The sequence below is a fragment of the Bifidobacterium pullorum subsp. gallinarum genome, from assembly GCF_000741215.1.
In the GTDB taxonomy this organism is placed as follows: domain Bacteria; phylum Actinomycetota; class Actinomycetes; order Actinomycetales; family Bifidobacteriaceae; genus Bifidobacterium; species Bifidobacterium pullorum_B.
Genome location: NZ_JGYX01000001.1, coordinates 389440 through 410773, shown reverse-complemented (window position 1 = coordinate 410773; position 21334 = coordinate 389440). Strand labels below are relative to the sequence as shown.

General features: G+C 62.0%; 15 protein-coding genes and 1 pseudogene. 4 read left to right on the top strand and 12 right to left on the bottom strand.

Features of this window, described 5'->3' with window-relative positions:
* Positions 1-188: 188 nt before the first annotated feature.
* From gcvH to BIGA_RS01820, 5 genes are read right to left on the bottom strand one after another with little or no spacing between them, the layout of a single operon-like run.
* Positions 189-590, bottom strand: coding sequence for a glycine cleavage system protein GcvH (gene gcvH / locus BIGA_RS01840; RefSeq protein WP_033506781.1), 402 nt, complete (start codon positions 588-590; stop codon positions 189-191).
* 52 nt (positions 591-642) lie between these two features.
* On the bottom strand, positions 643-2244 hold the full coding sequence (locus BIGA_RS01835) for a L,D-transpeptidase family protein (protein ID WP_033506660.1): 1602 nt from the start codon (positions 2242-2244) through the stop codon (positions 643-645).
* Between the two features lie 58 nt (positions 2245-2302).
* The gene (nudC, locus tag BIGA_RS01830) at positions 2303-3394 is read right to left on the bottom strand and encodes an NAD(+) diphosphatase (protein ID WP_033506658.1); all 1092 of its coding nucleotides are present in this window, start codon (positions 3392-3394) and stop codon (positions 2303-2305) included.
* Position 3395: 1 nt separating this feature from the next.
* Positions 3396-4247 carry an alpha/beta fold hydrolase gene (locus BIGA_RS01825; RefSeq protein WP_033506656.1) on the bottom strand — a complete coding sequence of 284 codons (852 nt, stop codon included), beginning with the start codon at positions 4245-4247 and terminating at the stop codon, positions 3396-3398.
* A 23-nt stretch (positions 4248-4270) separates the two neighbouring features.
* Positions 4271-4894, bottom strand: a complete 624-nt coding sequence (locus tag BIGA_RS01820) for a DUF4916 domain-containing protein (protein ID WP_033506779.1) — start codon at positions 4892-4894, stop codon at positions 4271-4273.
* Positions 4895-5059: 165 nt separating this feature from the next.
* Between BIGA_RS01820 and trxA the strand changes: the two genes are divergently transcribed.
* The 4 genes from trxA to BIGA_RS01800 all read left to right on the top strand — a co-directional run bounded on the left by trxA (position 5060) and on the right by BIGA_RS01800 (position 10078).
* Positions 5060-5419 carry a thioredoxin gene (gene trxA / locus BIGA_RS01815; protein ID WP_033506655.1) on the top strand — a complete coding sequence of 120 codons (360 nt, stop codon included), beginning with the start codon at positions 5060-5062 and terminating at the stop codon, positions 5417-5419.
* Positions 5420-5533: 114 nt separating this feature from the next.
* Entirely contained in the window at positions 5534-6541 is a 1008-nt protein-coding gene (locus BIGA_RS01810) for an aggregation-promoting factor C-terminal-like domain-containing protein (RefSeq protein ID WP_033506654.1), read from the top strand.
* Between the two features lie 179 nt (positions 6542-6720).
* Complete coding sequence (locus tag BIGA_RS01805; protein WP_033506653.1) at positions 6721-8403, top strand: MDR family MFS transporter; 1683 nt, start codon at positions 6721-6723, stop codon at positions 8401-8403.
* 190 nt (positions 8404-8593) lie between these two features.
* On the top strand, positions 8594-10078 hold the full coding sequence (locus tag BIGA_RS01800) for a DUF2142 domain-containing protein (RefSeq protein WP_033506651.1): 1485 nt from the start codon (positions 8594-8596) through the stop codon (positions 10076-10078).
* A gap of 137 nt (positions 10079-10215) precedes the next feature.
* Here the strand turns inward: BIGA_RS01800 and BIGA_RS01795 are convergent, their stop codons facing one another.
* From BIGA_RS01795 to BIGA_RS01765, 7 genes and pseudogenes are all read right to left on the bottom strand, one after another.
* A complete protein-coding gene (locus BIGA_RS01795) occupies positions 10216-11910 on the bottom strand; it encodes a DUF4012 domain-containing protein (RefSeq protein ID WP_237744017.1) in 1695 nt (564 codons plus the stop codon).
* 388 nt (positions 11911-12298) lie between these two features.
* On the bottom strand, positions 12299-13813 hold the full coding sequence (locus BIGA_RS01790) for a sugar transferase (protein WP_051916999.1): 1515 nt from the start codon (positions 13811-13813) through the stop codon (positions 12299-12301).
* 575 nt (positions 13814-14388) lie between these two features.
* The gene (locus BIGA_RS08895; RefSeq protein ID WP_051916998.1) at positions 14389-16056 is read right to left on the bottom strand and encodes a hypothetical protein; all 1668 of its coding nucleotides are present in this window, start codon (positions 16054-16056) and stop codon (positions 14389-14391) included.
* A 307-nt stretch (positions 16057-16363) separates the two neighbouring features.
* Positions 16364-17797 (bottom strand): polysaccharide biosynthesis tyrosine autokinase, encoded by a 1434-nt coding sequence (locus BIGA_RS01780; RefSeq protein WP_033506771.1) that lies wholly within the window; start codon positions 17795-17797, stop codon positions 16364-16366.
* A 661-nt stretch (positions 17798-18458) separates the two neighbouring features.
* A complete protein-coding gene (gene rfbA, locus BIGA_RS01775) occupies positions 18459-19364 on the bottom strand; it encodes a glucose-1-phosphate thymidylyltransferase RfbA (protein WP_033506649.1) in 906 nt (301 codons plus the stop codon).
* A 90-nt stretch (positions 19365-19454) separates the two neighbouring features.
* Positions 19455-20087, bottom strand: a pseudogene (locus BIGA_RS01770) (SDR family oxidoreductase); the annotation flags it as partial.
* Positions 20088-20138: 51 nt separating this feature from the next.
* Complete coding sequence (locus tag BIGA_RS01765) at positions 20139-21326, bottom strand: IS256 family transposase (protein ID WP_034259567.1); 1188 nt, start codon at positions 21324-21326, stop codon at positions 20139-20141.
* Positions 21327-21334 lie beyond the last annotated feature (8 nt).

The following is a 21334-nucleotide window of genomic DNA, read 5'->3' as shown; positions in this document are numbered from 1 at the left end:
AATGTTTCGATGCAACCTCACCGCCGCAGTGCGGATACGGCAATGCCCTGCCACGACAGCACCGTTCCCGCCTTTCCCGTAAGGAGTGTCGGGCGTAGACGAACAAGACAGGCACCCTCACATGCGGACTCCGTCCCGGCCGCCCTCCGTTGAGAGGAAATCCGCCCAGCGGAGGGGCCGGCGGACGGTCACTTGACGAGTTTGGCGTACTCCTCGGCGGTGAGCAGCGCGGGCTCGTCGTCGTCGAGTTCGATCTTCAGAATCCAGCCCTCGCCGTACGGGTCGTTGGTGATGATCCCCGGATCGTCCGAGGCCTCGCGGTTCACGTACCGCACCGTGCCGGCCACCGGGCACACCAGCGGTTGGACGGCCTTCTGCGATTCGAGTTCCACGATCTCGTCGCCGGCCTCCACACGGGTGCCGGGTTCGGGCAGATCGACAAACACCAATTCGCCCAACTGGTTGACCGCGTACTCGGTCAACCCCACCACGGCGGGCTCCACCGAGGCATCCACCCAGACATGCTCTTCGGAGTATTCCAGATGCTCGGGAACATCAAGATTCAACGGGGTTTCGTTCGTTTCACTCATGGCACCAGCGTACAACGCCCCGGCATCCGCCACACGCCGCGGCCCCATCGCGTCAGCGGACCGGACCGGAGGGGGTCGAGCCGACGACCTGCACGATGGTGCCTTCGGGGCAGTTGTCGTAGATCCACTTGGCGTCGGCCTCGTACATGTTCACGCAGCCGTGCGAGCCGTAGTGCGCCGGATCGCCGACCTGGATGCCGTAATAGTTCCAGTCCGCCGTGTGGAAGCCCTCACCGCCGTTGAAGTAGCCGACCCACTTGACGCCCGGAGAGAGGTACTTCGAGCCGTCCTCGTTGTAGCCGCGCATGTCCTGCACCGCGTACTTCAGGTAGATGTAGAACGTGCCGTTGTCGGTTTCGCCGAACGCGCCCGGGGTGCCGGTGCAGACCGGGAACGTGCGCACCAGCTGGTTGTTGTTGTACACGGTGGCCGTCTGCGAGGACTTGTCCACCACGATACGCATCGTGGCCTTCTCCTGCTTGGTCTCGAACGGAGTCACATCGAATTCCGCGGTGATCAGCCCGCCGTTGCCCGCTTCGAGCGCCTCAAGCACCTTCGCCGCCGTCGTGTCGGTGTTCTTCACGGCCACGCCGTCCACGCGGGTCAGCAGCACGTTGCCATTGTCGTCGATGATGTCCGTCTGGTCGGTCTTCTCCTGGTTGAGCTGTTTGGGCAGTTCGGCGGCCAGGTAGTCCTTGATGGCCTGCTCGTCATAGGACAGGGTGATGGTGCCGTTCTGCACGTCGCCGGTCGGCTTGATCCACGACGCCACCGTGTCGTTCGACAGTTCGAAGTTGCGGTCGCGATCGTTGGTGAGCACGATCTTGTTGTTGAGCCGCTGGTTGGCGTCCGCGGCGGCCTGGTTGGCGGCGTCCACGCCGATGGGCATGTCCACGTCCGAGTAGTCGATCCTCACGTCCGCGCCCGTGCCCGGGGTCTTGATGGCGTTGGCGACGGCCTTGTTCACGGCGTCCAGCTGCGGCGCCCGCCCCACCTTGCCTTCGGTGACCGTGAACGCCTGTGATCCGGCATCGTAGGCGATCGAGGAGGGCACGGCCTGCTGGTCGTCGGCCACGAACCGGTCGGTCAGGAACGTGTTCGCCGTGTATTCGTCATACTCGGCGCTCAGGCCGATATCGGCCTTGGAGAACGGGTTGAGCCGGGCGAAGTCGGACAGCAGCGCACGCACGCCAGTCGCGTCCCCGTCGGTTTTGGCGTTGAGCAGCGCGTCCACGGTCGCGTCCACGTCCACGCTCACGCCGAGTTCCTCCAACGAGGCCTTGATCTCCTGCCCGTCCGGGTCGGCAACGGTCAGCGTCGAATCGGCGATCGCGCGCGTTACCGTATCGGTCAGGCGATCGCGGTCCTGCCCCACCACGCTGATCTGGCCGAGCGTCACGCCGGGCGCGGCCTTGTCGGAGAAATACCAGCGCGCGGCGAACAGACCGGCCACGGCCAGCACCAGCAGGGCGCCGATGACGCTGAGGGTGATGATCCACGGCAGTTTGGCGTTCGGCTGCTTCTCCTCGTCGCCGGGCAACAGCATGGCGTCCTCACCGGCGTGCATCGGGGTTGCGCCGTCCACCGGCGGCATGGACACGGTGCGGTCGTCGTCCATCGGCGAGAAACCATCCATCTGATAGTCGTCGGACATTGTCATTCCCTTACGAATTCCACTCTTTCCAACGCCTCACTATACGCAGCGGAACCGACTACAGCGCGCGTCCATACCATTCCTCGATCATGTACCGTGCGATGGCGGCCCGGTTTGGCGCGCTCATGACCCCCCGCACCAGTGCCTCGGTGTATTCGTCTCGGCTCACCCAGCGCGCGTCCACGGTTTCCTGTCCGTCCGTGCGGATGTCGGTGTTCAGCGCGTAGGCCTTGAACGCCACCATCAGCGACGCGGGGAACGGCCAGGGCTGCGACCCCAGGTACCGCACCTCCCCAAGGTCGATGCCGACCTCCTCTTTGGTTTCACGCCGGCATGCGTGCTCCAGGTTCTCCCCCGCCTCCACGAATCCGGCGGACACCGAATACAGGGTCGGGTCGTTCCACGCCCGGTTGTGCTGCAGCAGCAGGCGGTCCTGCGAATCCACCACCGCCACGATGACGGCAGGCTCCACGCGGGGGAACAGCAGGCGCTGCCTGTCCTGAGGATTCGTGCACCGCTGCGCCCAGCCGGCCATGGCCGTCTGTACGGGGGCGCCACAGGTCGGGCAGTGCCGTTGCGTGGCGTGCCACAGACTCAACGCCACGGCCGTGGTGGCCTGGCCCGCCTCCCTAGCCGAGGCGTGGGGCACGAAGCCACGCAGATCCACCCAGTCGAAGCGTTCGGCGGTGCGGGCGAACAGCGGGACCCGCCCGTTCGCGGTATTCGGTTGCGCGGCGTTGCCGAACGCGTCATCGGCCCCGATGCCGTGCGCGTCCGGCACGACGGACGGTGCGCCCATCGGCACGCGGGTCAGGTCGATGGCGACGACGTGCGCGTTGCGCCGGCCCGGATAGCCGCCCAGGAACATGGCCACGGCCTCCGGGGCGCCGGCCAGCGCCTCCGCAGCGTACGAACCGGGCAGGGAGGCCAGGCGCATCGACACCGATTCACGGGCTGCCAGCACGCCTTGGCCGCGCGGCACGGCCACCAGCCCGTCGCGCACCAGTATCACCGTGGTGGACGGGTCGTTGAGCAGGCCGGGGATAAGCCCCGGCTCATCGCGGCGTTCGGTCTGATAGTCGATATCACCCTGGGCGAGCGGCAGGAACGGCAGGGTCTGCGTCAGGGCCAGTGGCGAAAGCAACGCCATATCACGCCTCCGCCTGCACGCGGCGGACCAGGTCCAGCAGCGCATCGGCCACCTGGTCGGGGTGTTCGTAGGCGCTGAAGTGGCCGCAGTCGGGAATCTCGGTGAACACGGCGCTGGTGCCGGTCATCGCCTCGGCGATCGGACGCATAACCGACGGCGCGCTGGAGGGGTCGTTCTCACCGCAGATCACGGCGGCGGGCGCGGTGATAAGCGGCAGCTGGTCATTCAGATCGGGGCGGCCGGCGGCCATGCGCTCGCGCCAGGCCACGCCTTCCGGGCGCTGGGCCTGAATCCAGCCGGTGAACTGGCGGATGAAGCGAGGCGCACGCTTGATGGTGGAGTCGCCGGGCTGCGGTTCGGCGAAGTGCATCACCGGGTCGACCGTGTGTTCGGTTTCGCAGATGTCGGCGATGCGCAGGCGATTGGCGCGGGAGGCCGCGGAGTCGGCGTCGGCCTTCGTGTCGCACAGGGCCAGCCCCGCCACCGCCTCCGGGTGCAGGCGCTGGATGTCCAGCACCAGATAGCCGCCCATCGACAGACCCACCCAGATGGCCTTGGTGAAGCCGGCCTTGCGGATGAGATCCACATAGGCGACGGCCATGCGGTCGAGCGCCTCGGTGTAGGCGCCGTCCTGCGAGACGGCCCCGGTCTGTTCGGCCGTGGGGATCGGCCCCTCGCCGGCGCCGGGCATATCCGGCGCCCAGATCGGAAATCGCGGCAGGCCGGCGGCGTTCGCGCGGACGATGAGCTCGGCCGCGCAATCGTCCCACAGGTGGTGGTCGATCGGGAAGGCGTGCACGAGCACAACCGGGATGCCTTCGCCGTCGCGGTAGATCGTAGTGTTCAGTTCCATGGGATTCCTCTCTTACTTGTCTCTCACTCGGTCCACGCCAACGCTCGTTGCACGATGCGGCCGTGGCCGCCCGTCATCTGATCGAGCATGGTGGCCAGCCTCGGGCCGTTCACATCCACCCATTCCACGTCCAGCGCCTCATCCTGCGGCTGGCAGTCGCCGGCGATCGGCACCACATAACACAGCGCCACCGCATGCTGGCGGGCGTCGTAGAACTCGCTCAGCCCGGGGGTGGGGAAGAACTCCGCCACCGTGAACGGCTGCAAGTTGGGCGGCAGGGTCGGCAACGCCAAAGGTCCCAGATCCTTGGCCACGTTGCGGGCTATGGCCTCGCGCAGGCTCTCGTGGTACAGCACGCGCCCCGCCACCAGCGTGCGTTCCACGGAGCCGTCGTCCGAAACGCGCAGCAGCGTGCCGATTTCGGCGATGCGCCCGAACTCGTCGGTGTGCACGGGCACGACCTCCACATACACCATCGGCACCTGCCGGCGCACCTGGCCCACGCGGGCGGCATCCAGCCATCCGGGCGGATTCCCACCCGCCGACCCCCGGATGAAATCCTCCGGCGTGATGTCGTCGAATTCGCCGCGGCGGCGGCCCGCATCGAAATCGCCCTCGTCGGGCACCTCATCGTTCAGCACTGGCATATTCCCATTATCCGCCCGGATGATGACCGGCACATGACCGTTCGATGACGATTCACCGAAGAGCGGAGTCGGATGCTCGTTCATCCCACGGCGCAAGGGCTTGTGGAATGTTGGGTGTTGCTGGGAAGCTGGGAACACGTAGTTTCTGCAAGGTAAGGAGCAGTCATGGCAACCCATGCGGTAGGTTCGGCGGAATTCGAGCAGGTAATCACCGGCAACGAGCTGGTGTTCGTGGACTTCTGGGCCACCTGGTGCGGCCCGTGCCGCGCGTTCGGCCCGGTGTACGAGCAGGCCAGCGAGAAGCACCCGGATGTCTACTTCGCCAAGGTGGATATCGACCAGAACCAGGATCTGGCGTCCGCGGCCGGCGTGCAGGCGGTGCCGACGCTGATGATTGTCAAGCAGGGCACGGTGGTGTTCCAGCAGGCCGGCGCACTGCGCGCCTCCGATCTGGATGACCTGATCGCCCAGGCCAAGGCGCTGGATCTCAAGGCCGCGCAGGCCGAGGCCGACGCCCAGCAGTGATCTTCCCCTTTCCGGCTAGTCGCCGACTTGAGGCTTATCCTCGAGTCGGCGTAAACTAATGGCTGTTTGTGAGTGCGATCGGCACCGTGGTATGCCGGAGTATTGAGGAGTGCAATGGCCAATCACCGCAAGAAGACCAGCATCAGCCTTCCTTCGTTGAACAAGCGTCAATGGATTCGCATCGGCGCCGTGGCTGCAGCGTTGGCGCTGGTCGCCACCGGCGGTATCATAACCCGCAGCTTCTACGCGTCAGACGGACGTTCCGTGGCGCAGCAGGTCACCGCGTACTCCGCCACCGACCCGCTGACCGTCTCCCGTGGTTCCGCCCGTGACGGCGTGCGCGGCATGGATGGCGATACCTCCTATGTGACCGTCAAGCTGGACGGCCAGTCGCGTACCGTGCTCGGCACCGACTTCACCACCGTCAAATCGGTGCTGGAGGCGGGCAACATCACGCTCGGCCCGAATGACACGGTGGATCCCGCGCTGGACGCCGAAGTCGACGAATCCACAGTGATCACCATCGAAACCGCCGATTCCGTGCTGGAAACCTCCGAGGAGCCGATCGCGTTCAACACGGTTCGCAAGGAGACCTCCTCGCTGCCCGAAGGCACGGAACAGGTGGAGAGCGAGGGCGAGGAAGGCGTGATGGAGACGACGAGCCTGGTCACACGCGCCGGGGACACGGTGATCTCCTCCAACGTGTTCGCCTCCTACGTCAAGAAGGCGCCGGTGGACAAGGTGATCCTGGTGGGCACCGGCTCCGCCTCCTCCGGCAGCTCGTCCGGCTCCTCCGCCAGCATCGGCACCACCGTGCCGGCAGGCGAGATGCAGCAGTGGGCGCATGACTATCTGCTGGCCAACGGCTACACCGAGGCCGATTTCTCCGCCACCGTGTACATCATCAACCACGAGTCCGGATGGCGCGTGAACGCCACCAACGCCAGCTCCGGCGCATACGGCCTGCCGCAGGCGCTGCCCGGCAGCAAGATGGCCTCCGCCGGCGCGGACTGGGCCACCAACTACCAGACCCAGCTCAAGTGGTTCTGGGGCTACTGCAACAGCCGCTACGGCTCGGTGCAGGGCGCCTACAACTTCTGGGTGGCCAACCACTGGTACTGATCGTTACGAACGAAGAAGCCCGGGGAATCCCCGGGCTTCTTTTTTGCCACCCCAACACAACCGCCGCAGTCATCCATATATATGCCCATACATAGGCGTAGGCTATTGGGGTCACTTCGACGGATGGGAGCCCCCACCCGCCTCCGCCCGAAGAACCAAGCAGAGAGAAGCATTACGGCATGAGCGGCATCATCAAGCGCGATCTGAGCAAGCCACTGACCCCGGAGGAATCGTTCGCCAACGGGCATCTGACCCATGCGGCCATGGTATCCATCGCCATCCTGACGTTCATCACGTTCTGCGGCAACTTCACGCAGTTGCAGCTGAGCGCCGCGCTGCCGACTATCGTTGCCGAGTTCGGCATTTCGGTGACCACCGGCCAGTGGCTGACCTCCATCTTCCAGCTGGTCATGGGCGTGATGGTGCCGCTGACCGCCTACCTGACCCGGCGTTTCTCCACCCGTCAAATCGTGATCACCTCCATGTCGATCTTCACGATCGGCTCGCTGATGGCATGGGTCTCCCCCACGTTCATCCTCGTGCTGCTCGGCCGTATGCTGGAGGCCATCGGCACCGGTGTGATGTGGCCGGTGCTGCAGATCACCGTGTTCTCGATCTACCCGCTCTCCCGCCGCGGCATGGCGATGGGCATGGTGGGCATGGCCATGAGCGTGGCCCCGGCCATCGGCCCGACCTTCGGCGGATGGCAGACCGACGCGAACGGCTGGCGCTCGATCTTCCTGACGCTGACGGCAATCGGCGCGTTCGCGCTGGTACTGGCTACGTTCTGGCTGCACAATTTCGGCGCCACGGACAAAACCGTGAAGGCCGACTTCTTCTCCGTGTTCCTGTCCGTGTTCGGTTTCGGCGGGCTGATGTTCGGCTTCACGAACATCGAGAGCTATCCGTTCGCGCATCCGCTGGTCTGGCTGCCGATGGTGGTCGGCATGGTCGGCATTGTGTGGTTCATCCTGCGCCAGTTGGGCAACAAGCGCGCGTGGGTGGAAGCGCAGAACAGGAACGGGGCCGATGCATCACGGTCCGATGCATCACAGTCCCAGACCGCGGCCGCCACCGCCGACGCAGCGGACACGTATGAAGGCCTGTTACACGGCCGTTTCCACCGTTGGCACCGCACCACGGGTCGTGAACCGCTGCTCGACCTGGAGGTGCTGAAGAACCGCAGCTTCACCGTGGGTACGATCACGGCCGCGCTGAGCTTCTTCGCGTTCAGCTCGATCACGGTGATCCTGCCGCTGTACATCCAGGATGACCGCGGCTATTCGGCCACGATGAGCGGCCTGATCATGCTGCCGGGCGCGCTCGGCCAGGCGATTGCGCAGTTCTTCGGCGGCAAGGCGCTCGACCGGTTCGGCGCGCGCCCGGTGGCGCTGATCGGCACGATCACGCTGTGCTTCGGTACGGTGATGATGAGCCTGATCTCGCTGGATTCGTGGATCTGGTGGGTCTCGATCTGGCAGTTCGTCCGGCAGATCGGCATGGGATTCGTGCTGATGCCGATCACCACATGGTCGCTGAACTGTTTGGAGCCGAAGGAGGTGTCCGCCGGCTCCGCCGTGACGAACACGGTGCGCCAGATCGCCGGTGCGATCGGCGCGCCTGTGCTGGTGATCCTGATGGAGACCTTCGCCGCGATGCGCCAGGCCGCTCTGGGCGGCGGAGCCGACGTGGCGATCGCCGCCAGCGTGTTCGGCGTGCAGTGGGCGCTGCGTGTGAGCGCCGTGATCTGCTTCGGCATGGTGCTGATGGTGTTCTTCGGCGTCAAGAGCAACGGCGCGGGTTCCACCCATGATCTGGTGCAGCGCGCCCTGCGCCGCATGCACGAAGTCATCGAGCACTGAGCTGCACACCGTGGTCGAGCACTGAGCTGGACAGCGCGGCGGCGTCCCCGCGATTCATTGTGGGAGTCAATACGTTTCCGTACAGCATGAATCGGCTCCACATATCGGTTTCGTGCGACGTACTCAGCGTCATCGTAACCATCAATACGAAATGTCCAAGCCATTCAGGCTCCTGCTAGACTAAGTCTTTATGAGGGCCGTCTGGTTGGGTATCGTTCGTTCGCCACATGTCGTGTATCTGATACTGGCCGTGATATTCACCAGTGTCTTCATCACGGCCATTCCTCCCATGACCACGCCTGACGCGCCGCAACACTTCACACGCGCCTACGCAATCAGTGTCGGCAAGATCGCCCCGTCCGAACAGGGGCCCGGTACCTTCGGCAACTCACTCGCCGACGAGTCCACGTTCAATCTCGAGGTCGGATTCCAACCGACCTCGGATGGCTACTACCTTCCCCAATCCATCGTCGCATACGCCATGGGAGCAGAGTACGCTACATCCCCTCTGGCCATAAACGCCGCTCACCCGGGTGAGGCCTTTGTCTACGAGAATCAAACCGAGGGCACCAGTCCGGTCGCCTATCTGCCACAAGTATTGGCACTGCTCATAGGCAGGCCGTTCACCGACTCCCCCGCGGCGTTGGCATATCTACAGGAAGTCATGCTGGCCACCATATGGATCGTCGGCATGACCGTGGTGATACGCATCGCCCCCTTCGGCAAATGGCCACTGCTGCTCATTGCCTTGTTGCCAACGCAAATCCAGGACTCCTTCCAACTCGGTGCCGACGTCATGACGTCACTGCCGTTCGTGCTCATCGCCGCATTGCTGATACGGCGCGCCTCCTGTGCTCGACCTGATGTGCCGGGCACGATACCGGAGTTCGCACTCATGTCGATCCTTGCCGTAATGACGATGCAGGCAAAGGTTGTGATGCTCCCCGCAATACTACTGCTATTGGCGTATCCTTTGGGATTCACCTATATCAACTATGACAAAGGGGCATTCCTCACATCACTTTGGAAACGTCTTCTGGGCGTCATCCCGGCAGTCGTGGGCATGCTGCTCTGGTCCCAGCACTCGCAAAGCATCGGAAGAGGATTGCGAGACGTCTACATTGTGGCCCCCAACCGTCTGGATCTGCTCGAGTCCTCTCCCATCGCCGCATTTGCCGACTGGTTGAAGTCCTGTGCGCAATGGGCATGCAACCAGTTCGACTATCCAGGGCTCATCTGCGGCTTGCGGTCCGGGGACGCGCGGATACCAAGCACGATCGCACTTGCGGTCCTGTTCATTGTCGTAACGATGATCTTCACATGCAGCAGTACACCACTGTCTTCCGCATCATCAGCAACGAAAAACGCGGAACCCGGTGCAGATGCCCCATCAGACCTGCCACGAGCTGCCAGATTGACCATCAATACCGTATGTATCATCACTGCGCTGGGCGTTCTGGCAGCCACTCTGTTGTCGATGTACATCATCTGGACGCCAATCGGCGCATACGGATTACTCGGCGTACAGGCACGATACCTGCTTCCTTGCCTGTACGCGCTCGCAATACTGGTGCCGCCGAAACCGTTCCGCGCCAGCGACACGCTGGTTCGCGGCCTATGCACCGGCACAGCGATCATCCTGTTCTGCATATCTATTGCGGTCATACTGCATTAGTGTTATTCAACCGGGAGTCTCTGCGCCTGATGGCACCATCGGCAAACGTTACAGGACCAAATCTGTTCAGCATGCGAGTCACCGTGTACGGTGACCGTATACGCTGACCGTATACGGTGCCGACGTTCATTCTCCCGCTACTTGATCGAGCAGGCACTGGTGTCGTAGGTTACGTTCTCATCCAACCATCCGGCGGGCGTCTGATCGAGTCGTAGATCGGATTCGGCCTTGGCTGACGTGGTGACGTCGAAGTCGAATGTCACGGTCTCGCCAGGAGCGATGTACGCCACGTTGGTGATCAGATTCTTGCCGTCCATCGTCTTGTTCTCCTGGTCTCGGACGTCGCCATTCGCAGTGAGGTTCGTAATTGATCCGCCAGCGGGGGCATAGAACAGCATGCGCTGCGCCGATGTCCCGGCAGGTGCCACGATGCCGTTGACACCGGGCTGGGCACCGCCCAGGATATAGGTGGTCGCGCTGGCCATCTCATCGCTGGTCAATGTATTCGTGATGGAGAACGTCACATGATAGGTCTGCGAGCCGTCCGCGTTGCAAGCGGTACGGGTGATGGTGCTGGAACGTTGCAGGTACCAACCGAGTTTGGACGCGTTCTGCTCGTTCATGTAGATGCCGATCTCCGGATCAGTTTCACTCTCAGGCGCATTCTTCGCGAATCCGGCGTCTTGGAAGTATTCGGCCTCGTCCTCATGGAACGTGTAGGCGTAGAAGTGGCGTCCTTCGGCCAGCGATCCCATCGCCTGCGCGATCTGCATCATCTTGTCCATCGTCATATTCGAAAACGCACCGTCCATCACCGCCGACGCCACGTATTCGAAGTACATGTCCTGCGTGTCAGGATCAAACGCCTTGTAGATGCCGTTAAGCATGAACTCGGCCGTGTTATCGCCGGTCAGCACCTGACCGTTGTCTAGGATGATGTCGCCATTGATGCGCACCATCTCCTGAATGAACAACGGGTCGATGGCGATGACACCGTCGATATCGCACGCATATTCGGACCGCTGCCACACGGTATTCAGCATCTCCGCGGTACGGGAAAAGTCCGGCACGGCGAACAAGTCACGCACATCGAATGAAAAATACAGCGGGTCACTGAACACATCGTGCTCTTCAGCAGTAGCGCTCTCCCCCAGTGTCAGGAACTCCCTGTTCGAGTGGAACTCCCCCACCGAGATGCTCCCGTTGTCCACCTGCATCGTGCCCAATGAACCGACCAGGCCGCCGCCAGAACGCTGTTCGGAGGTCGTCTGTGCGACCAGCAGGTAGGTACGCGGTCCGTCCTGTCCCAAGAGCTTCGGCATCGCCTGCACCATGCCGCTGACCTGATCAAGCATGTCGGCAACCTTGTTGATCTGCTCCTTGCCTTGCTCATAGGCGGAACGCACCACGCCGACATGCGGTTGCGGCAGCGCATTGATCGTATCCGCCTGCTGCTGTACCAACTCGTTGGCCTGCGCAAACCCTTCCTGCGCATCCACAATCGGCTGCAGGTTGAGCTGGCCCTCGCCACCGCTGCTCAGGCCGGAATTCATCAATGTCTGCACAGTGGTCGCCAGCGATGGCAGCGTTTCACCGACCAATCCGTCGACCACGTTCACCATGCCGCGCACGGTGGTAACGTCGTCGCCCAGCACCGGCACGTAGGAGGCCACCTGCCACAGCGCACCATCGGTAATCTCCTTGGCGGCGGAGGCGTGGGTCTGTGCCTGCTCGATTGCAGCATTCATCGTGTCGGCATCGCGCAGCTGGCTGACGTCCTGCAGACCGGAAACAGCCTCCACAGCGGCAAGTTCATGATCCCGCACGTCCATCGCCTGCTGGTAAAACCGCCACGCACAAAACCCACCAACAGCACCGAGAACAACCAGTACACCGAGTACCGTCAGAATGATGTTGCGCGTCCTATGGGACTGTTCACGCATGCCGTGTATATGCCGCGCCATGACATCTCCTATTCACCCCAAAAGGTGCGGCCCCTCTATCCTTGGACACACACCACGCCACTGCGGACGTTTCACGTACCAACGAAGACAACCGCGTTGCCAGCTTCTTATGATGCCACAGAGACCAACACCGCCGCACATGAATGCCGGTTTTCTCCACATACTCCTGCACGTCGGACGGTATGAGCGCCCCTTGTCTCTGCTACCCTACTAACCGGTGTTATCCGACACGCCCGTACAGATCAGCACGGATCAATCAGTACGATCCGGTTCCTCGGAACACCACCATCACGGTCTTCGCCAGGATTGCCAGGTCACCGGTAATCGACCAGTTCTCGATGTACGAGACATCAAGGAATTCACTCTGCTCCTGCGAGAGATCGGAACGCCCGGAGACCTGCCACGGGCCGGTGATGCCGGGCTTGACCAGCAGACGCGTCGAATACAGCGAGCCGTAACGCGCCACCTCGTCGGGCAGTGCCGGGCGTGGGCCGACCAGCGACATATCGCCCTTGAACACGTTGAAGAACTGAGGGAATTCGTCCAACGAGGTCTTGCGGATGAATTTGCCTACCTTGGTGATACGCGGATCATCCTTGAGCTTGAAGATAAAACGATTGGTCTGACCGCTCTCTGCGGCAAGCTTCGCCTTGATCTCCTCGGCATTCGTGACCATTGAGCGGAACTTGTACATTGTGAACGGCTTGCCGTGAATGCCCACGCGCGTCTGCTTGAACAGCACTGGGCCACCGTCGTCGAGTTTGATGGCGATGGCGACGCCGAGCATGATTGGCGAACTGACGATCAAAGCCACAGCCGAAAGCACGATATCAATAATCCGCTTGATCACATACGTGGTGGTTCGATACTGCGGCAGGCTGGCGATCAGCACCTGTTGCTCGGCAGAGTTCCGCAGATGCAACCGGTGACCGCCGACATCGGCCAGAGATACCGAAATCGCCAGTTCGATGCCCAGCGACTCGATGGCCAGCGACATGGCATGCAGCAGTTTTGAATCACGGCTGAGCACATCGGCGATGTACACCTCCTGCACGCCCATGCGTTCGATGGTGCGGGCGAACCGCGAACCGAAACTCAGCACGCGCAGCTTGTCCGCGCCTTCGATGTCCGGATCCGCCACGAAGTTCGTGACGACGTACGCGTCATCCATACGGGGATCCGGGGCGATCGGACACACCGCGACCGGCATATAGCCGAGCGCGCTGTTGCGACGCATCAACCGCAACGTCCTATTGATGCCTTCCGACGAGCCGACGATCACAGTCGTGTATTTGCACTCGCCGCGACGACGATGGTGGTGTAGCAGGCACCGCATCATCCAGCGGGCGACCAGTTCGCACACCAGCCCGACCAACGGTGCGATGATCAACGCGGTACGCGGCAGTTGCAGGTTCAGCATGAATGCCACGCAGCTCGCCAGCACGATTGTGAAAATCGCGGCGTTGATGAGCTTGGTGTACAGCTCGTATCCCTCGGCCATCACATGCCGGTGGTACGCGCCGGCGAACGCCAGACACAGTAGTCCGATCACGCAGTACGCCAGCAGGAACGCCCAAATCGGCATGGCGCGCGTCACCGTGTCGTAGGCACCGGGGTTGAACGCGAAACAGATCACCAACGACAGCAGCATCACAAGCACGTCCACAGCCACTAGAGCGGCGACGTATATGTACCGCCACAACGGCCGGCGCCGGATGGATCGGAAAATCGACTGCTCGGTCTCCGGGAACGGCGTGTTCTCGAATGTCATTGGCTCATGGCGGTCGGCATATCCGGTGTCATTCGTGGTTCCGGGAGCCCCGCAAACTGCACCCTTGCACACGCCCCCTTCAGAAGCGGACGAGTCAATCGTCTTGACCATGTTCTCCGCTGAGGCATCACCGACACCTTGCGTATGGGACAACCCCCTACGTTCATGTACACGCTGTTCGCGTGCCGACGACGTCATACGGACACCAACAGGAAGCTCTTGCGTACGAAGCTCCTGCCCCTCTCTCCGTGCATCCATAACCCCTCCGACCTCCCCCTCCCCTCGTTTCACGCATATCAGCATAAAACGAATAGGGGGGGGGGCTGTCAAATCTTCACAGCAATTCCTATATGTTTTATACACCCCTTACAGTACAACATTCAGTACTTTCCCACCGCCAATTGATGTCATCCATGACGCATGGCAACGGCACCCCGCATTCGAGGACCTGTATGCCTTACTTGACACGCGCAATCCGTGATGCGGTCGCGAGACGACCCGCGGACGGATATACGACAATGCCTGTTCCCAGCCGGGTCCTCCCAGCAGGGAACAGGCATACGGTAGCGCACGGTTTATTCGCCTTCCGCCGGTTCCGGAGAAACTTTATTCCCGTCATCCTGATTCTCGTTAAGGTTCGGATTTTCGGGTTCAACCGATGGCGGTGACGTCGTGGGGGGTGTAACATCACCGTTATCGTCGTCAGTATCCGTCGGCCCGCCAAGGTTACCGGCATATCCGTAGTCATAATACCCATTGTTCGCGGTCGCATTCTGCGCTGCCAGCTCCTGCATCGAGGAATTCACGCCGTCGCTGGCCGACTGCAGCGCAGCCTGTGCGTTCTGCAGCGCAGCCAGATCGGGGTTGTCTTGTTGCAGTAGCTCGTTCGCCGCGTTGATCGCCTCCTCGAGGGTAACGCGGGTGGTGTTGTCCGCCACGGCCCACAAGCTGTTGTCCAGCAGGGTCTGCGCATCGTTGACTGCGGTCTGCAGCGCGTTTCGTGCGTTGGCCTTATCGGCTTCGGTCTTGGCGTCACGACTGTCAGCCACGGCCTTGGCTGCGTCGGTGACCTTGCCGGCGCTGTCGGTAAGCTGTTGTGCCAACTTCTGGTTCGTCTTCGCATTGTGTTGCAGATCCACGGAGGACAGTGACGTACCGCAAGCGGCGGCTTCACCGATGCCGTTTGCCTCGTCGATGGCATCACTCAATGAGCTTACCGTAGCGGCATCTGCAACCTGATCAGCGGTGATCGCCTGCTCGTCCTTCGCGTCGGCGAGCGCCTGGTCGAGTGCGTCTCGAGCGGTGTTGTATGTCTCGGACGCACTAGTACATGTGGATAGCGCCGCACTGTGTTCCGCGTCGTTTTCACGGTTACGCCATAACAGCACACCGCCGACGGCCACGGCCGCGACCAGAATCACAATGGTGATGGATATGGCCACAGGTTTGAACAACCGTTTCCTGGCCGGTGTTTCGGAGTTCTCGCTGCCGTGTGCGTTTTCATCGACTGATTCATCTCCTGCCGCCGCGACTGGTGGAATCGCCGCAGGTGTCTCACCGCTGATGACGTTTCCAAAGTCCAACGATGGTACGGTCTCGATGATGGCCGTCTCCTGCGCGGCTGGGCCGCTTTCCGGAAAGAGCCGTGTACCGCTAAATGCTGTGGTTTCCGGCGCATGTTCCGGTGGAGCGGTGGGAGCCGCCGAGGATGCATCGGTCTTTAAGACGGTGGTTTTCGCGTCGTCGCCTTCGTCCGAGGACGAATCGACGATGTCCGGAGTATTCCCGGAGGCGATCAACTGGGTCTCCGCGGTCGAGAGCATGCCTTTGGACGCCGCGTGGCGCGGACCGTCCACAGGCTCGTCGCTGGAGTTGGATGTGGGGAACTCGATGGGTGGGATGTCCCAGAACGTGTCGACGACGTCACCGTTCTTGGGTCTGGGAACCGGAGGTTTGGGCGGCCTACCTGCCCTGCGGTGCAGGATGTCGGCGTCATCGGACGACTCTGACCGCATTGGAGCCGTAGTACTCTCATCGGACGAAGCAACGGCCGACACGCCCGATGGGGCAGTCGACGCCAAGGAGTCCGCGGCATTCGATGCGTTCACGAATGTCGGATCATAGTTCTTATGAGAAGACTCCCCCGTCGCCTCGGATACGGACTTGCCGCTGCTCTTCGGTTTATTCGGCAGCATTGGAAAGCTCAAATCCATGTCGATATCGGAATGGCTGTCGTCGCTCATCGTCAGACCGTCCCTCTCATACGTGCCCTACATATCTTCTGAAGGATAGTGTAGTAATTCCTCTGACGAACCCTTCCAACACTGCATCGCAGTGTCCATGGAACGTTCACAGTAAAACGTCATTCCCGGGAACCGAATCGGGGAATGAGCCACGTTATCGCCTTACACGTAGCCGATTCGTGACAGTACAGGCAGCTATCCGCCTTATACGAGGCAACCTCCGGGAACCGCTGCAAGCATAATGAAAACGGCGTCTGAACGCTTCAACGTACAGACGCCGTCTCCCAGGCCGTCACTCACTTTGAGACTACTGACGGCGCTTGGTGTTCTTGCCGCCCTTGCGCTTGGTGTTGCTGCGCTTGGTGCCGTCCTCGTAATAGTAGTAGTAATAGTTGCCGGCGTGGCTCTTCTTCGGATCCGCGAAGGTGAAAATGAATCCGAGCACGGGAACGCTGGCGGTCTTGAGCGTCTCGGCGGTCTCCTGCAGGTCCTTCTTCTCAGTGATGCCCTTACCGGTTACCAGCACGATGCCGTTGGCGAGACGGCCGAACACAACACCGTCATTCGAAACGGTCATCGGAGCGGTATCGATGATGACATAGTCGTACTGGGTGAGCGCCTGCCGGACCAGCGCCTCCATCGTGTCGGAGTTAAGCAGGATGCTGGCATTCGCCGGACGCTTGCCGGCGGGCAGGATGTGCAGGTTCGGCTTCCAGTAGCTCTGTACCACATCTTTCGGGGTCATTTGTCCGGAAAGCACATGGGCCAGACCCGCATGTCCCTCAATGCCCAGATGCTTGGCGACTGACGGATGACGCAGGTCGGCGTCGATGAGCAGCACCTTAGCACCGTCCTCGGCCAGTGCGGCGGCCACGTTCACGGCCGTCGTGGTCTTGCCTTCGGACGGGGAGACCGAGCTGATGACGATGAGCTGGCCTTCACCGGAGACGCGGTCGGTCTTCAGGAACGAGATGTTGGTGCGAATACGACGGTATTCCTCGGCGATCGGGCCACCCGGCTGGGCGACGACGACCGGCTGCTGCTTCAGCAGGATCTGATCGTCCGGGATGCTGCCGATCGCCGAGGATCCGAGGATGCCTCGGACGTCGGAGGTCGTATCGATACGGGTGTTGAGCATCTCACGGACGATTGCGAAGCCGATGCCCAGGATGACGCCGACGACCAGGCCGGCCGCAAGGTAGAGCGGCACGTTCGGCGAGCTCGGCCCCTCCGGCAGGGCGGCCTGCTGCACGACGGACAGCGACACCGGGGCCTGGTCCTTGCTCACCGTGTCCATCGAGGTCGAGACCTGCTCGCTCAGGCTGTCGGCCACGGCGTTGGCGAGCTGCTGGGAGAGCGCGGGGTCCTCGGTCTCGGCGGTGATGCCGACCATGAAGGTACCGGCCGGGTTGCTTGCGGTGATCAGCTCGGCGGTTTCGGCGACCGTGGTGTCCAGGCCGAGGTCGTCGATGACCGGCGCGAGTACGGCTTCGGTCTTCACCAGTTGCGGGTAGGTGGCGATCTGCGTATTGATATAGGAACCGATCGAGCTGTACTGGGAGGCATTGGCGTCGCCGCTGATCGCGCCCTGGCCGGACATGGCCAACAGCTCGGCCGTCGCCTCATACTTCTTCGGTGCCAGGAACGTGTAAGCCGCCACTGCAGCAAACACGACCACGCAGACGACGATTGCGGAAACGATGTGCTTCTGGATTATCTGCAGCAATTCCCCGAGGGTAATCCCTTCTTCCTGTTCCATCTGATTCTGATCCATTCGAGAATCCATTCTCTCAGTCATTTCTTATGACACAATATAACTAACATGCTAGCAGGGGGGTGGGATTGAAGAGGTGACAGGCTGGACGATAGCCCCGCCCGCATGTGTGGATGCACCTTGTTCTGTTCGACCGTTTCGGCGCGTCGAAGCCGATGACCTGGTCGACGCCGGGCTGGCGGATATGCTGATACTGATCGCCGTCATCGAGCCCGACGATGGCGATGAGTCACAGTCTGATATCAATACGCACGAAAACGTCCACTTGCATTGGCCGATGCCATTGCTGGACATGGACAAACCGCCTGCTCTGCTCCGAGCTATTTCCCGAGCGGTCCCCGTATATGGATCATGATACCGGATCCGACTACGCCGTCGGCACAAAAGATAGAGCATCATGAGCTGTCCGTCTTTGCCGAATGGCAACTGTCGGTGCTCATCCCGGCAGCGCCAACACGGCATCCGTCCTGCGCATCCGCAATCTGTACGTCCAGCTCAGACAGACCAGACGCGAGCTAACGACGACGGAATATCAACGCGACACAGTGGCAGCATAACTTCGAGATGAAGTGGCCTGATTCTTGTTCCGCCTTCATAGTGAGGCGGAACAAGAATCAGGCCATCAAAGTCAGTTCTTTTGGTTGGGGACTAGCATGATCTCGCCGTCGGCGATGCCCTTGAGATGCCTTCCGTACGGGCTCTTGCCGTAGCGCTCTGCGGACTCCATGAGCTGGTCGCGCGTGATCCAGCCGTTCTCGTAGGCGATCTCCTCCACGATCGCGATCGGCAGACCCTGCGCACGCTGCACGGTACGCACGAACTCACCCGCCTCAAACAAAGAATCCATCGTGCCCGTGTCCAACCACGCGTAGCCACGCCCCAGCGTGCGCACGTTCAGCATGCCAGCGTCCAGGTACATGCGGTTCAGATCCGTGATCTCCAACTCGCCACGCGGGCTCGGCTTCACCCGCTTGGCATACTCGACCACGTGCTCGTCGTAGAAGTACAGGCCGGTCACCGCGTAATGCGACTTCGGATGGGCCGGCTTCTCCTCGATCGACACGGCCTTCCTATCCTCATCGAACTCGACCACGCCATACCGTTCCGGATCATCGACATAATAGCCGAACACGCTCGCGCCCTCGCCGGACTCGGCCTTCGCGACCGCGCCACGCAGCGTAGCGCCCAGACCATTGCCGTAGAAGATGTTGTCACCCAACACCAGCGCGCACGGCTCGCCCGCGATGAACTCCTCACCCAACAGGAACGCCTGCGCGAGACCATCCGGAGACGGCTGCACCTTATACGAGAACCGCACCCCGTAATGCGAACCATCACCCAGAAGCCGCTGGAAATTCGGCAGATCCTTCGGCGTGCTGATGATCAGGATGTCACGGATGCCGGCCATCATCAGCACGCTGAGCGGATAGTAGATCATCGGCTTGTCGTACACCGGGAGCAGCTGCTTCGACGTGACCGTGGTCAACGGGTACAGTCTCGTACCCGAGCCACCAGCAAGAATAATGCCCTTCATTATGAAAGATTCCCTTCTCTGCGGTTTATAAAAACCTAATTACACAAGTCTCGGGCGGTTTCGCTGAGGAAACCGCCCGAGACAAATCTGTTACTTCTTGAGTTCCTTGGTGACGTATGCCTTCAGGGACTCCTCCCAGTCCGGCACGTCCAAGCCCGTGGCCTCGATCTTGGCCAGGTCCAGCGCGGAATACGTCGGGCGCGGGCTCACCGGCACCTTCGCGTTCGCGAAATACTCCGCGGTCGAGATCGGCTTGACCTTCCCGCCGTTGCCGTTCGTCAGATCGAATACCGTGCGCGCGATGTCCGCCCAACTCTTCACAGCCCCGGAACCGGTCAGGTCGTACGTGCTGTACGCCGCGCCACTGTCGAGTAGGTGGAAGATCGCGTCCGCCATGTCCTTGGTGAACGTGAGGCGCCCGTACTGGTCGTCCACCACCGTCACCTTCTCCAGCTCACCGTTCGCGACCCTGCCGGACAAGCCCATCATGGTCTTCACGAAGTTGTGGCCCTCGCCGATCACCCAGCTCGAGCGCAGGATGTAATGGCGCGGCGCGTTCGCGACCGCGATGTCACCCGCGGCCTTCGACTGGCCGTACACGCCCAACGGCGCGAACGCCTCCTCCTCGTCATGCAATTCGGCGGTCCCGTCGAACACGTAATCGCTCGACACGTGCACCAGGGTGATGTTGTGCTCCGCGCACACGCGCGCCAGCAGGGCGGGTTGTGCCCGAAGTCTTGCGCAAAAGCGGTCTGGCCCGTTGCCGGGTCGGTTTCAGTCGGTTGTCTGCATGGTGTCACCGAGCCGGGACATGTCCAGGTAGCGGCGCGTGGACCATTGGTTGGCGGTGACGTATCGGATGCGCGCGCAGACGAGCATGAGCGCGCTCCTGCCGTCGGGGAACGAGCCGACCACGCGCGTCCTGCGGCGGATCTCCCGGTTGAGCCGTTCGATCATGTTGTTCGTGCGGATCCGCCGCCGGTGCTCGACGGGATACTCGTCGAGCAGGTAGGTGGTCGCCTCGCCGACGCCCTCCCGCAGGCATGAGGCCGCGGCCTTCAATCCCGTGGATTCCATCTGCGCGGCCACGCATTCGGCCTTCTCCAACGCGGATTCCCGGGATTCCATGGCGAATATGGCCTTGAGCGCCGACGCGGCCCATGCCATGTGTTTGTGGCTGACCCTGGAGAGCACGTTGCGCATGAAGTGGACCATGCACCGCTGGTATCCGGCGTCCGGCAGCATCGCGTTCACGGTGGACACGAGCCCGGCGCACCGGTCGCCGACGACCAGGCGCACGCCTTTCAGCCCGCGTTCGATCAGGCTTCTGATGAACTGCTCCCAGCTGGCCTTGTCCTCCTTCATGCCCTCGGTCACGCCGATCACCTCACGATGCCCGGTGTCGTCCACGCCGATCGCGACCAGCACGCTCACGTTCTCGACCGACCCGCCCCAGGCGCGTTTGTGCCACACCCCGTCCACGAACAGATACGGGTACGAACGGTCCGTCAATGGGCGATTCCGCCATCGGTCGATGTCCTCGTACACCTTCTTGAGCTTGTCGCTCAACGTCTGGGAGGGCATGCGTTCTCCCCACAAAAGCCTGCTGATGTCGTCGACCTGACGCGTACTCACTCCCGCCAGGTACATGTCGATCAGCGCCTCCTCGACGCTCTCCTCCCTCCTGCGATATCGTTCGATGACCGCCGACTCGAACAGCGCGCCCTTGAGCTTCGGGACCTTCAGGGTCATGGTCCCGGCCTTCACGGTCAGGTTCCGCTCGTAGTGGCCGGCCCGGTACGCCCTGCGCTCCCCGGACCGCTCGTACCTGGCCGCGCCCGTGATCTCGTCGGCCTCCGCGTCCAGCATCGCGTTCAACAGCTGTTCGACCTTCTCCGACACCAACCGGTCCAGCTTCGTCTCGAGCATGTTCTCGTCGACCTGTAGAATCTGATTCGGCATGGTTCCGT